The 13,280-nt window shown below is 58.9% G+C and carries 13 protein-coding genes and 1 tRNA gene; 8 read left to right on the forward strand and 6 right to left on the reverse strand.

The window, feature by feature from the left end:
* The first annotated feature begins 52 nt into the window (after positions 1-52).
* Genes tsaA through EI982_RS03735 form a run of 3 tightly spaced genes read left to right on the forward strand, consistent with a single transcriptional unit; the run spans position 53 to position 1,651 of the window.
* A complete protein-coding gene (tsaA, locus tag EI982_RS03725) occupies positions 53-442 on the forward strand; it encodes a tRNA (N6-threonylcarbamoyladenosine(37)-N6)-methyltransferase TrmO (RefSeq protein WP_199243721.1) in 390 nt (129 codons plus the stop codon).
* A 46-nt stretch (positions 443-488) separates the two neighbouring features.
* On the forward strand, positions 489-857 hold the full coding sequence (locus EI982_RS03730) for a winged helix-turn-helix transcriptional regulator (RefSeq protein WP_157688201.1): 369 nt from the start codon (positions 489-491) through the stop codon (positions 855-857).
* A gap of 44 nt (positions 858-901) precedes the next feature.
* Positions 902-1,651, forward strand: a complete 750-nt coding sequence (locus tag EI982_RS03735) for an ABC transporter ATP-binding protein (protein WP_157688202.1) — start codon at positions 902-904, stop codon at positions 1,649-1,651.
* Here EI982_RS03735 and EI982_RS03740 read toward each other — a convergent pair.
* The 4 genes from EI982_RS03740 to EI982_RS03755 form a co-directional block, all read right to left on the reverse strand.
* Positions 1,648-2,493 (reverse strand): ABC transporter permease, encoded by an 846-nt coding sequence (locus tag EI982_RS03740; RefSeq protein WP_157688203.1) that lies wholly within the window; start codon positions 2,491-2,493, stop codon positions 1,648-1,650. The genes EI982_RS03735 and EI982_RS03740 overlap by 4 nt on opposite strands.
* A gap of 15 nt (positions 2,494-2,508) precedes the next feature.
* Entirely contained in the window at positions 2,509-3,594 is a 1,086-nt protein-coding gene (locus EI982_RS03745; protein ID WP_157688204.1) for an ABC transporter substrate-binding protein, read from the reverse strand.
* Between the two features lie 293 nt (positions 3,595-3,887).
* Positions 3,888-4,850, reverse strand: coding sequence for a hypothetical protein (locus tag EI982_RS03750; protein WP_157688205.1), 963 nt, complete (start codon positions 4,848-4,850; stop codon positions 3,888-3,890).
* 189 nt (positions 4,851-5,039) lie between these two features.
* Entirely contained in the window at positions 5,040-6,032 is a 993-nt protein-coding gene (locus EI982_RS03755; protein ID WP_157688206.1) for an AAA family ATPase, read from the reverse strand.
* Between the two features lie 2,378 nt (positions 6,033-8,410).
* On the opposite strand from EI982_RS03755, the gene EI982_RS03760 reads away from it, so the two are divergent.
* The 3 genes from EI982_RS03760 (at position 8,411) to EI982_RS03770 (ending at position 10,968) form a co-directional block, all read left to right on the forward strand.
* Positions 8,411-9,250 carry an IS5 family transposase gene (locus EI982_RS03760; RefSeq protein WP_199243722.1) on the forward strand — a complete coding sequence of 280 codons (840 nt, stop codon included), beginning with the start codon at positions 8,411-8,413 and terminating at the stop codon, positions 9,248-9,250.
* Positions 9,251-9,496: 246 nt separating this feature from the next.
* Positions 9,497-10,453, forward strand: a complete 957-nt coding sequence (locus EI982_RS03765) for a hypothetical protein (RefSeq protein ID WP_157688208.1) — start codon at positions 9,497-9,499, stop codon at positions 10,451-10,453.
* 167 nt (positions 10,454-10,620) lie between these two features.
* A complete protein-coding gene (locus EI982_RS03770) occupies positions 10,621-10,968 on the forward strand; it encodes a hypothetical protein (protein WP_157688209.1) in 348 nt (115 codons plus the stop codon).
* 549 nt (positions 10,969-11,517) lie between these two features.
* Here EI982_RS03770 and EI982_RS03775 read toward each other — a convergent pair.
* Positions 11,518-11,592 (reverse strand) — tRNA-Arg (locus EI982_RS03775).
* 259 nt (positions 11,593-11,851) lie between these two features.
* On the opposite strand from EI982_RS03775, the gene EI982_RS03780 reads away from it, so the two are divergent.
* On the forward strand, positions 11,852-12,463 hold the full coding sequence (locus EI982_RS03780) for an RAD55 family ATPase (RefSeq protein ID WP_157688210.1): 612 nt from the start codon (positions 11,852-11,854) through the stop codon (positions 12,461-12,463).
* Between the two features lie 38 nt (positions 12,464-12,501).
* Positions 12,502-12,924 carry a CoA-binding protein gene (locus EI982_RS03785; protein WP_157688211.1) on the forward strand — a complete coding sequence of 141 codons (423 nt, stop codon included), beginning with the start codon at positions 12,502-12,504 and terminating at the stop codon, positions 12,922-12,924.
* A gap of 9 nt (positions 12,925-12,933) precedes the next feature.
* Here EI982_RS03785 and EI982_RS03790 read toward each other — a convergent pair whose 3' ends face one another.
* Entirely contained in the window at positions 12,934-13,251 is a 318-nt protein-coding gene (locus tag EI982_RS03790) for a DUF5798 family protein (protein ID WP_157688212.1), read from the reverse strand.
* Between the last annotated feature and the right edge of the window lie 29 nt (positions 13,252-13,280).

Raw genomic sequence — 13,280 nt, forward strand, 5'->3', positions numbered from 1 at the left:
GCGCCCCCGGCATCCGGTGTGCCTTTGTTCGTCGTGAGCGAACACCAACTCGATGGACAACGTTGACCTGACACTACGTCCGGTCGGCGTGGCACACACGCCGTACGACACGCCGGATGCTGCGCCCCACCAAGGGTTCGCCGACGACGCCGACGCCGAGATAGAGATTTTCGACGAGTACGCCGACGCGCTGGCTGGCATCGCCGACGCGATTCGCATAACGGTCGTCTACTGGGCCCACTTGGCTGACCGGACGAGTGGAACGGAGTCGGACGGGCCCGGAGCCTTCGCCCGCCGCTCTCCGGATCGGCCGAACCCGCTGAGTATCTGCGTGTGTACGGTGTACGATGTCGACGGCCAACGGCTCGAAGTCGGCGGTCTCGACGCAGTAGACGGATCGCTGGTCCTCGATCTGAAACCCAGTCTCCAGACGGAACGATAGGTCGAGTTGCCGATCCACTTTTTAGCTGGGTCCCGTACGTTCGGGTATGGCAGAAAACGGGTGTGGGTGCTGTACGCCGAACGTCTCGACAGGGATGACCTGCTACTGCCCCATTGACGAGTTGCTGGACGTCGCGAGTCGGAAACACACGCTTGCGATCATCGGTCTGCTCGCAAACGACGGTCCCAAGCGCCACTCGGAAATCGCCGACGTGCTCAATGTGAACAGTTCCTCGGTTCTCGCGAACCGGCTGCGCGAACTGACGGAGGTTGGCCTCCTCCAACGGCGGAGTTACGACCGCGTCCCGCCACACGTCGAGTACTCGCTCACCGCCGATGGCCGGGCGTTCGAGCAACGCCTTCGACCCCTGCTGGAGTGGGCGACCAGCGACGGCGTGCCCACTAACCCGGAGTAAGCGGTCCCCGAGTGGACCGGACAGCTACCCGTAGGAGACCCACAATGACACGACGACACCCGATCCGGCTGGACGGCATCGAGAAATCGTACCCGACGGAGGGTGGATCCCTGCGCGTCCTCGACGGGATCTCCCTCGACATCCGGGACGGGGAGTTTCTCAGTATCGTCGGCCCGTCGGGGTGTGGCAAGAGCACGCTACTCAACATCATCGCCGACTGGATCGCTCCCGACGCCGGTACGGTCGAGATCACTCCATCGCGATCCGATGTCCAGATCGGCGTCGTGTTTCAGGAGCCGACCCTGCTCGACTGGCGAACGGTGCGCCAGAATCTGGCGTTCGCCCTCCGTGGTCTGGGTGTGCCCGAAGCGGCGCACGACCGGGAGACCCGTGCCGCGCTCGAGCTCGTCGGGCTTTCCGAGAGTGCTAATCAGTATCCGCCCACACTGTCCGGCGGAATGCGGCAACGTGTGAACTTCGCTCGCGCGTTCTGTGTCGGTCCCGACGTGTTGTTGATGGACGAACCCTTCAGTAGTCTCGACGAACTCACGGCGCGTGCGCTCCGGGAGCGCGTCGTTGATATCTGGGACGACGAACGGTTCACCGCCGTCCTCGTCACGCACGACATAGCCGAAGCCGCGTACTTCTCAGACCGGGTCGTCGTTCTTTCCGACACCCCGACGGTCATCGAGAAGACGGTCGACATCGAGGGCGACCAACCACGGGAGCCACAATCCGAGGAGACGCTCGAACACGAGCGCCGCATTTTGGAGGCACTCGGTGTTCCGACTTAACTCTGTAACAGCGACGTCTGATTCATTTCGTCGGGTTGCCAGCGGGTGAGGTGGGCCTCGATCCGTTTGATGAGCAGAAACTCCAGCCCGGCCATCACGAGAACGAACGACAGCGTCCACGCCATGACGCCCGTCAGCGAAAACAGGTCGAACGAGTCGCGGAGTTTCTGTCCGATCCCGTTTCCGAGGCCGATCCACTCGACGATGACGGCGATTTTCCAGCCGATACCCAAGCCGAACCGGGTTGCTGCGAGGAGGTACGGGGCGAGTTGCGGGAGCACGACGTCACGGAGCATCATCCGCCGCGTAGCACCGAACACCTGACCCATTTTGATCAACTCGGCATCGAGATTCTTCGTTCCTTCCCAGACGTTCTCGGTCATCGGCGGGGTGATGACGATGACGATGGCAACGATGCCGGCGACCTCGGTGAACCCCATCACGAGCAACACGATGATGGAGACGGCGAGCGCAGGGACTGTCAGTCCCACGAGGACGAACGTTTCGAAGAACCGTTCGGCAGTTTCGTCCACGCCCATGAGAATCCCGATGCACGAGGACAACAGAAGCGCGACGACGAACGCCCCGACGACCCGAAACAGCGTTCGTGACAGATGAAAGACGAACCGCTCGTTACGGATGATGTGTCCCGTCTCCAGCAACACCGGCCACGGACCTGGAAACACGATCGGCTCGAAAAAGAGGGCCACGAACCACCAGAGCCCGAGGAGGACGAGGGCCGAAAGCCCCCGCGTTGCGACTGTGGACCATCGAGCCGTCAGTGCGCGGAGCCACCCCGGGGGTCGCCCCACGGAGTCACGATTCGGTTCGGGACCGGACATCGACTCGCGTTCCGGTCAGCCGGATCGCGGATCGACGAACAACTCGTCGACATCCGGCTCCGACTCTAGCAGGCCCTCTTCAGCCGCCAGGCGCACCACCTCTTTCCCGGATTCGCGCAGTTCGGTCGCGAATTCCGTCGGATAGATCGGGGAGATACGCTCGATGGCTAAGTCTACTTGGCTGTCGGTCTGCAGTCCCAGCATATCGGTATAGCTCTCGAATACCGTCCGCTTGTTGTCCTGAATGTACTGTCCCGCTTCGAGCAGGCCAGTCAGGAACGTGTCGAACGCGGCCCGCTTTTGATCGATCGTGGACTGGTAGGTCGCCACCTCGACGAGCGGCATATCGGTCCCCCGTCGCTCGTTCCAGCGGTCGTTGAACACGAAGAACTCCCGATACTCGTCCGTGGCGAGGAGCCTCGTTGAAAAGGGCTCGACGCCGATCATCGCGTCGAGTTCCCCCTTTTTCATCTGGCCGAACAGTACCGGTGGCGGACCAAACTGGAACTCGAAGTTCTCGTGGTCCATCCCCTCGAGCGCCAGCAATAGCGCGAAATGCGTGAACGGGGCCGTATTTCTGGGCATCGAACCCAGCGTAGTTTCCCTGAGATCCTCGACGCTGGACAGACCGACCCCTTTCCGGGCGATGATCGAATTGAACGATCGGGCGACGGGCTGGAGGAGACGCACGTCCCCACCCTGATGCGCGAGCCGGGCTCCCGAAATGACGGGGAAGGTCGACGACTCGATAGCCCGTCCTTGGATCTTCGTGAACAGTTCCGGCGGTGGACCGAATTCGAGGCTGAGATCTATCTCGTCGTCCGATACCAGCCCCTGATCACGAACGACTCGGGGACTGACACCCGCCGCCGCTGCATTCGGCGTCCCGAACGTGATCGGTGTCGGCATTGTCGTTGCAGTCGGGGTATCAGTGGCCGCCGGTGACTCGCCCTCGCCTTCGCCCCCGCCTTCGCTTCCGCCTCCGCCGCCCCCACCGGCACACCCAGCGATGCCTCCGGTAACCGCGAGCCCAGATATCGTTTTCAGCACGCGTCGTCGGTCAGTCTGCCAGTCTGCTGCGTCCGAAATCCTGTCGTGCATATCTCGTTGGTGTGGGTTTCCGCACTAACTTCGGATCGGCGAACCTTGCCACTTCGTATGACCGATACTAATTTTGATATATAAACTTGAATATTGTTCGACGCGGGCCACGCTTGCGGGCGTTCGCGTCGACCGATACCGATCGTAGAAACGTTCCGCCGGCTTCGCGCTTCCGCGGCGCAAGCGGCCGGCGATATCCACCGTTCGTTCGCATCGGAGTCGGCAAACGGCTCGGGTACCAGTTCGGGACGGCAGGCCGCTCGTGGCTATCCAGACGACTGGTTGAAGAAAGGCTACGTTGTTGCGCGAGTTGGGGCGACCCGCTCTTTCCACTCCGGCGGCACGGGCTCCATGTCGGGGTAGTAGGCCCAGACGAGGCCGAAGAACGCGAGTCCGAGGCCGGTCCACGTGAATAGCGTGTCCACCATCTCGCCGATCGGCGTGGCGGGGACCGACATGCCGGCCATTCCGAGTAGTCCCCCGTTCGCCGGGAACCCGTACAGGCTTCCCGTGATGAAGAAGGCGACCACCAGCCCCAGCAGGGCGACGCCCGTCTGTTTCCACGCGCGGCTGTAGAGCGTGTACGCCAGAATACCGAGCACGGCGACCAGCATCACGCCGTCGGCGCCGAGGAATTTGGTCTGGTTGGTTGCCGACGATCCGGTCAGCAGAACCATGCCGGCACCGGCGAGGCCGGTCACACCACAGCCACCACAGACCGAGGCGCCGGCGAGGCCGGCTGCGACGCCACCCTTCGTTGACCCGAGATCGAACTCCCGGAGATACGAATCGTAGACTGCACCGAAAAACAGCACCGTCCCAGTGATGTACAGAAGGGCCACCGGCACCAGTCCCAAGGGATTTATCAGGATGTCCCCGGCCGGGAACATCCCGAACTTGGGCGATCCGAGAAACTCGCGAGAGCCCCCGATTGCCGTTGACGTGACGAACAGCCCCGAAGCGACGTAGCCGGCCCACATCGTCGCCAGCGCACCGAGTCCAAGTAGCGCCGGCCTCCGACCGGCCCACCGGAATCCTTTCCAGACGAATGCCCCCCCGATGACGAGAACCCCGGTCATCAACCAGACGGGACTGACCGTGCTCAGGCCAACGAGTGCCGCCCCGCTCGCCAGGAAGCCGAGTACCATCGCCTTGCAGGTAATCGCCGCCGCCCCTGCACCGATGGCACATGCACCGGCCGTTCGTGTACACGTTCCAGTTTCGGTCGACGTGTCGACGTTCGTTTTCGTAGACATCCGTTGCTCACGCTCCTGTTTGACGCACTAACTTCGGTTCCCCGAAGTGTGCGCGATTTGTTATCGTACAATCACTTAGTTTTTACTGGCCCGACACGAGGAACCGGCCCCTACTTCCCGTTTGCGCAGTGTGTTTCACGCACTCGGCCGCGGTGGTATCGGGCTTCCACCGTTCGCATTCTGGGGCGTTCACTGATTCTGCTCGGGGTTCCCTCCCAGTCGCACGTACTCGTTATCCGCGTCTTGTAGCATCGACTTCTTGTGCTCGAACTCCTCGATCAGGTGGCCGACGGAGAGTTCGCCCGGATCCTTTACTGTCGACTGGTTCCGCGCGAGTGCCGATAAAACGCTCTTTCGCATCCGCCGGCCGGAAAACCCGCTGGACAGTTCGACCAGTCGGTCCATCTCCGATCCCGTCGCCGAGAGTTGGGTGTCGAACGTCTCCCGCAGACGGGCGAAGATGTCCTCAAGTATCCTGCGACGGTGTTCGGGCGCCGGATTGCCGATGAAGATCTGTTCGTCCGTTCGGTCGAGAAAAGCGCTGTCGACGGCGTTGGGCTGGTTCGACGTCGCGATGACGTACACGTTGTTCAACTCTGCCACCGTATCGAGTGCGTCCAGCGCCGTGTTGACCGCCCGGATCGCGTCCATGGGGTCCGTCTCGGTGAGATCCTGCCGGTTCGAAAAGAGCGACTCGACCTCGTCGAGTAGGACGATCTGGTATGCGTTCCCGCCTTCGGCGTCCGCCACGACCGCGTCGAAGGCTTCCTCGACCAGTTTGGGGCTATCACCGTGGTCGCTGGAGAAGAGGTGACGCACCGCGATCTGCTTGAATATGACCTCTTCGATACCGAGACGGTCGCGATCGAGGTTTCTCGCAAGTTCGTCCGCCGCTCCCTTCGCGAGCGTCGTCTTTCCCGTTCCCGGCGGACCGGAAAGGAGAACGGCACCGTGACGGCTGAGTGTCATCTGCTCGAAATCGGCGGCCTGCAACTGCTGTTCCAGCAGCCCGTAGTTGATGATCTTGTCTTTATCCTGTTCATCGATGTAGATCCGCTCCCAGAACTCCCGCCAGTCGACTTCGGTCAGATTGTACTCGCGGACGAACTCCGGACTCCCACCCTTCTCGGCGTCCTCTTCGCTGGCATCTGCCGAATCGAGTAGTCGACGAACTCGCTCCATCACGAGGGATCACCGCCACGACTCGTTCGCGTCACCGTTCCCGACCCGGTCGCACTTCGACGACCGCTCGGCCGAGATCCGGTGCTACTTCGCGTTCGGGGATATTCACTCATGAATCGATCTTCCAGTGTGAGATGCATGTCATCAGCCGTTGGATCACCGTTCGTGGATCGTTGACGACACCGTCCCCGGCACGATCACCGCCAATTCTGCAGGCGTCGACGGGGCCGACCCACGGGCGACGAGGGCGACATCCGTCCACACTTAGTTTGGACCTGGTCATCCATCGGGAACTCATCTGAGATTTTTCCAGTCGGACTGTATCTCGACAACTATTTAATAAATTGGTAGCACGTGACGGATCACTTCCTCCCTGAAAGACGCTGCAAACGATCGGTCGGGGGTAACTGCAGCCTTTGGGCCACGTCCCGTTACCGCCTCGGAGAGCGACTGATACTGTCGGCTGTAACTGTTTCAAGATATTCGCCATCTCGGGATGTGAATATCTTGATTGATTTACAGCTGACAGATGAACCGGTTCTACGGCGCTCAGTCACCGCGCCAACGGACAGGGCCAGCAGGACGGACAGGTGGGGGAGGGAACGACCCGCACTACCTGTTGCTGGTGACACCGCTCCCGGAGCGGAATCTCTACCGGACGTGTCGGACGCCGTCGACGGATCGCGGCGCATGCGGAGTGACCGGTGTGTTCGGCGTCTCGGCCTTGGAATCCCGCGATAACTTCGCGCGCGATCGTTCAGACCCACCGGCCAATTCGCGGATTCTTGCGGCGAGAATGCGCACCGTCAGCTCCTGCGAGCGGTCCGGCGGGCTCTCCGACCTCACGTCGTCCCCGAACTCCAGGGGGAGCGTCGATAGCGATCCCCCGTTTCCGTCCCACGGGAGCTATCGAACGACGGACCGCACTCGTCCGAGCCCCGGATACGATGCCGAGCCACGAGCGCGTTCAACCGTCCTGGGCCGTGAGACGGGCAACGACTATCGACCGCGTGACTGCTATCCGCGGTGTGCGATCATCGTTGAGTGCCGCCACTGTGGACTGACCGTCTCTCCGGATATTGACTCGTATCCAGCATGCGGTGCAACAGACTTCTGCTGCTACGAGATTCCTGAATAGGGAGTCCTGCCGAAATTATCGGCAACTGAGACGATGCATTCGGAGAATCAGCTCTGATCGCTAGTCTACCACAGACTCGTGTCTGCTAGTAGGTTCTCGACGTTGAGCGTCCGTAATTAACAACTGCCAGTAGATCACACGATCGAACCACACCCTGGATACTTCGTTTTCGGGTATTATCGGTGCTTTCTCGGATAGCCTTCGTCGGAACCCTCACTCGGCGACAGTGCGGAGTCTCGTACCCAACTACTCCCAGCTCTCGAAGTTGCTGGGGCCCAGTTGATTGCAGCCGAAGGACATCAATAACCCAATGATTAGCAGCCATGCGCCACGCCGTAGAGGCAGCGACCCAGAGGACGAAACCGCCGTCGTTCGAAATCGTTCGGTAGCCGAACGAAATCAACGGCAGTGCATTCAGAGACGATGATATCGACGATTACCCCGACGCTGTCATGCGATTACGAACGAAAATTCGGCGATGGGCGCTGCAGGCGCTCGGTCGGTCGGTGAACGAAGTCCCTTGTTGGGCCTGAGACGGTCGAAATCGAAGGGTACTGAACACGCTGAAATCACCGCTGGGAAGATGTCACGGTCGTACGACGGCTCCCCACGCGCTCTTGGAAAGGATGGTGCGAACTCCAGCGATCGCCGGTGGACGTCATCGGTATAACCACGGTAGCCAGCGCTCTACAGACGTGTGTACTAATAGATTCTCGATGTGGACCGCCGTCTCCCCTGTTGTCCCTCTCTCGGAGCAAGGGGTTCACAGTTGAGAACTGCTATTAGGTCACCACGGCGGCGCACCAGATACATATTGAACATCTCGCACGGACGGTGTGGCGTCCTCTGCAAGATGTGCGCACTGCAACCGTAGTGCCTGCAGTCATCCCGTTGTTCTACCCCCCAAACTTATCCGCGACGCTCTCAGTGCTTCAGCACACGCCCCGCTCTCCACTTTGGTAAGGGAACCTCGTCGCATGCCAGTCGGCAGTCGTTGGACTCACACTCTATCCGAAGCCCTTGACAAGAACATCCTGATCAACTGACTCGCACCCTGTATGCAGCACGATTACTGAAACTGATCATATATCTGTCAGCAGTGTCGTGACCAATACAGAGGGTGGGCCTTGTTTAGACGGATAGACTCGGTCGTCCTGAAGAACGTGGAACTAGTATCGACACACTAGTAGTTCCAACGAAGTACCAAATCTACTAGGAAGTGAAGCGGGACGGATTGGGTGTGCAAACCAAGACCTCCCGCTTCGCAGAGATGGTTGTCTCGCTCTCCAAAAAAGCCGTCGCTGGCGAGCCAGCTCCGGCATACCGACCCGGGAAAGAGGGGTATGCCGACTGGGTGATTCTCGCTGTTCAGGGCTTCAAAGAGTATCTCAACCACGATTACCGGAAGCTGATGGATGTTCTGCGAGAAATGCCGAGAGTCGCGGAATCGCTTGGTTTGACGGTTGAGACACTCCCTCACTTCTCGACCGTGTGTGCGCGGAAGCAAGCGATTCCGATGAAGCGGTGGCGGGCGATCCTTGACGCGTCGGGTGAACTGTACGAACTCGGAGATGTCCAAGCAATCGACGCAACCGGCGTGGATCGTGTCCAAGCGAGCCAGCACTACGCGAAACGGACGGATTACACGTTCGAGGCGGTGAAGACCACGCTGCTCGTCGATTGTGAAACAAGTGCGATTCTAGATATACACTGCTCGATGAAACAACCGCACGATACCCAGGTCGGTTGGCAAGTGCTGGTGCGGAATCTCGACGATTTAACGGCTGTGGCGGCGGATAAAGGATACGACTGGGAAGCACTTCGCACGAGGTTGCGTGCTGAAAGTATCACACCTCTGATTCCGCAACGCGGCCCAGGTTTCCGAGGGTGGGCGAGAAACCTACTCATCCTCGATCGGGCGTACAACCAGCGTTCGAACGCTGAATCGGTGTTTTTCGGTCTGCGGCAGCGATACGGTGAGACGCTCTGGGCGAGAACGTGGTTCGGTCAATTCCGCGAACTTGTCATGAAATCAGCGGTGCGAAACATTGAACGCGCGATCGAGGTGGCTGACCGCTGAACGCTGGCGTCTAAACAACGCCCAGAGGTTGTATGCAGCAGTTGGACGTTGTTTGTTTCAGAACAGTAGAGACGAAAAATTCATTAAGTAGGTCTGCTCTCTTAGCTTATTGCACCTGCGAACCATACTTAGGAATGACGTAAATATCTCATATTGTTGACCCTATTCAAATCATGAGGCTATCCCGGTAAACAGCGAAGCAGAACCAGCAAGTTAATTGAATGCAATATCCTGATCTCTTCAGACGTGCCTACACTCAAACAGAAGAAAAACGGTGACTATATAATTCATAAAAACACGTCTAACGTGGCTTCTGCACCACCTGTCAGTACCTTTCAGGTGGATCAGTTGGCGGTTAGTATATTAGCTGAAACGGGTGTTACCCACGAGGATTACCTTGATGGAGATCTCTTCTGGAGCCTCTATGAGATGAACCTCTTAGAGACCAGTGGGGATAGTTACGAGCCCACTGTCCCAGAAGATGTTAATCTGGACAGTTTTTCAGGTCTTAAGGGGTTAACCGAGATTGAGAAGGCCAGATTCGTCTCAAAACTATTACAATCGCACTGTATAAACCGCCTTGCCGAATCTGAAGCAGTACTAAATATCGTCGAAAGTATTGATCAGATCATCATTGGTGATATTGCGTCATCAAATGTTATTGAGACGATCAAAGACGAACTACGCGAACCGGTACAGAAAACGCTATCTCCGACACCATTTAATACAGAATTCGTCTTCTCAATAGCCGAGACGCTTTCTGATGAGATTGGTTCTCCATCAAGGGAAGCAAGCGGGCCGCTAATTTGGAGCATTTACTTTAACCAATTTTATCAGGGGTTCGACAATATCGAGGAAGTGCTAACTGACATTAGAGAGTCTTCAAAAGACGCGATTCAGTTCGAATTTGATGACTTTGTCGTGGCTCTAACATGTGAAACGTGGTATTTCGTGGGTCCAAAAGGTCTAGATAACGTTTCGAGCGGCGTGAGTAAACGGCTACCCTCCTACGATATGCACGAGGTGTTTCTGACAGAAATCCCTCTAATTTCCCGTGAGTTCTTACGACAGCGGTTTACATCACGCGGCAAGTATGCGATCTCCCTCGGAGAGGTGCTGGAAGCCGGGTACGAAGAGAATCATGGATACCTCGTCATCCTTCCTTCTAGCAAGTCTCTCTCGTTCCCAAAGATTGTCATGTGAAAATTGTCCCTTCTATCGATATGTTATTTGTCTGTACTTATTGATTCGACGCCGGTCTCTTGACCGATACGCGCTCTGTATTCAGCACGACTTCTGAAACGTATCACCAACTGAAGGTTCAACAGAGCCCATCGAATTTATATTCACTTCCTTCGCGATCTCTTGTAGTGATGTCCGGACTCGGCCCAACCGAGACGACAGATAGGTCGATCACTGTCGTTCTGTTAGATGATAGCCGTGAGCGGCGTGACTGCTCGTCGTACGAGGAAGCGATCGCGATCGTGAAGGATGAACTCGAGTCGGGAGTCGTCGCGAAGATCGAGAACCACGAGGGTGATATCGTGTTTACCTCGGCGGAGATGTCGATCGACGACTGGGAGATAGAGTGGCGACAACAAAAACGTCGACTCTCGGTCGAGACTGAAGAGCACGTCTGTCCGTACGATAGTGTTGGTTGTGTCTTCGACGATCTCTGCGTTCAGTGCAAGATGGACAAGGTTCGAGACAGCGTTTGAGGACTCGGCGACGGTGGTGCAAGTCAACGCCAAAGCTCGATTGGTGTCAGAACAGATGGGATCTCCATTTGACGGGCCCTTATTCAACTCAACAGAGCCCGCGACACACCGAATATAGTAGCGTGGTATGATCACTCGCCTCCTAATTGACTGTCTGTAACTACCGGAGCACCTTTGTGCGCGTGCTAGCTGGCGGAAGACGCCTGCCGATAGACCCGACCAGCGGGGGTTGCTTCGTTGGCCATCAGTTATACCAGCCTATTTCCAGACACTGTGAGAACAGAGGTGAAAGATTCGCGTTCTCCACCTCGATCTTATTTTGGTTGTTCCACGCCGCCCGAACAAGATTCCGCACCCACAGCCACTGCTCGGTTCAACGGCCCAATGATTATGCCCTTCTTCGCCCCGTTTAGATGTAGCGAACCGCAGGACAGCACCGCCGTGTTTCAGAATCGTTCGATAACCGAACGAAATCAAACCCGCGTGCCGGGGGTCATTTTATAAGAGACCCACCGCCGTCTGTCGGATTTGGATCGTTCGGAAAACGAATGGGCGCTGCAGGATTTGAACCCGCGACAATCTGGTCCGAAGCCAGACACTCTGTCCAGGCTGAGCTAAGCGCCCCGCATCCACATGGAACTCGACGACCGATGATAAATGACGCGATTCGTGGCGGGCCGTATCGGGACCGTAATACCTGTCGGGGACGAACGTGCCGGTGGCTGTGGTTTCTCCGTATCGCCTTCTCATCCTCCGATTCTGCGCAATCAAAAAGAATATTACCGGCTCACTATATGTTCATACTACCTCATGATTTCCGGTGAGCCGTGTCGTCCGCAGGGAGAGGGGTATCCCCACATAGCGATCCCTGCGAGGGTTCGAGATGTATGACCTTGGCCCGCCGCTCGGCGTCGAGGTCGAGCCGGGGACCAACCTCCTTCTCTCCGGTCCCGCACTCACCGGCAAGAAAGGGTTCGCGTTCGACGTGCTCGCGAGCGGGATCCGGAACGGCGACGGTGCCGTCGTCGTCAGCAACACCGACGGCGCCAAGCGAGTGTTCGAGGACTTGGGCGAGCGCGTCGACTACGCCGACCATCCCGTCGCGGTCGTGGACTGTGTGACTAAACAGCAAGGCGTCAACGAGGTCCGCGACGACACGCAGGTCCGGTATACGTCCTCGCCCGTGGACATGACCGGCGTCGGGATCAAGTTCTCCGAGATCCTCGAGGAGTTCTACGAGAAGCAGGGAGTGGAGCGAAACCGAGTGTTTCTGGACTCGCTGTCGACGCTCCTGATGTACTCCGACCTCCAGACCGTGTTCCGGTTCCTCCACGTCTTCACCGGGCGGGTCCAGAGCGTCGGCGGTCTCGGTCTCTACGCCATCGACTCCTCGGCGCACGACGACAAGACGATGAACACGCTGAAACAGCTGTTCGACGGTCTGATCGAGACCCACGAGGACGGCGAGCCGACGGCGAACCTGCCCGACCGGTAGCGGACGATTCTTGCCGGCGCGGCCCCTACCCGACGGCCATGACCGACGCCACCGACGACGACATCGAATCGCTGCTCGACGTCGACACCATCGCAGTCGTCGGGTGTTCGGGGACGCCCGGCAAGGCGGCCCACGACGTTCCGGCCTACCTCCAGAGGCAGGGGTACGACGTCGTCCCGGTCAACCCGAACCGCGAGGCAGTGCTGGGTCGGCCGGCGGCCGACAGCCTCGCCGACGTGGACGAGGCGGTCGAACTGGTCGACGTGTTCCGGCCGAGCGAAGCGGTGAGCGGCGTGGTCGACGAGGTCCTAGAACGGGTCGCGACGCGCGGGGACGTTCGCGGCGTCTGGCTCCAGCTCGGGATCCGCGACGACGACGCAGCCGCCCGTGCCCGCGAGGCCGAGTTGCGCGTCGTTCAGGATCGCTGTCTGAAGGTCGAACACCGTCAGCGCCGCGAGTGAGCGACGGGATCAGGCGTCCGTCGTAGCGTCGGCCGCGTCCTCGTCGTCGGTGTCGCTGTCCCCCTCGGCGGCGCCTTCCTCGGCGTCGACGACGTGGACTTCGGCGGTGATCGCCGTCGCGTCGATGCCCCGTTCCTCGGCGAGTGCCTCGAGGAGCGCCCGCTGTTCGGCCAGTTCTCGGTCGAGGTCGTCGACCCGGCTCTGTGTCTCGATGACCGTCTCCCGCATCTCGCTCACCTGCTCTCTGAGCTGGTTCAGGCGGGCGTAGACGTCCTCGGCCATGTCGGCGACCTGCTGGAGCTTCTTCGCCGTGCTTCCGAAACCCATACCCGTTCTCTCTCGTGGTGCCTTGAGTG

The organism is Haloplanus salinarum, assembly GCF_009762275.1.
Classification (GTDB): domain Archaea; phylum Halobacteriota; class Halobacteria; order Halobacteriales; family Haloferacaceae; genus Haloplanus; species Haloplanus salinarum.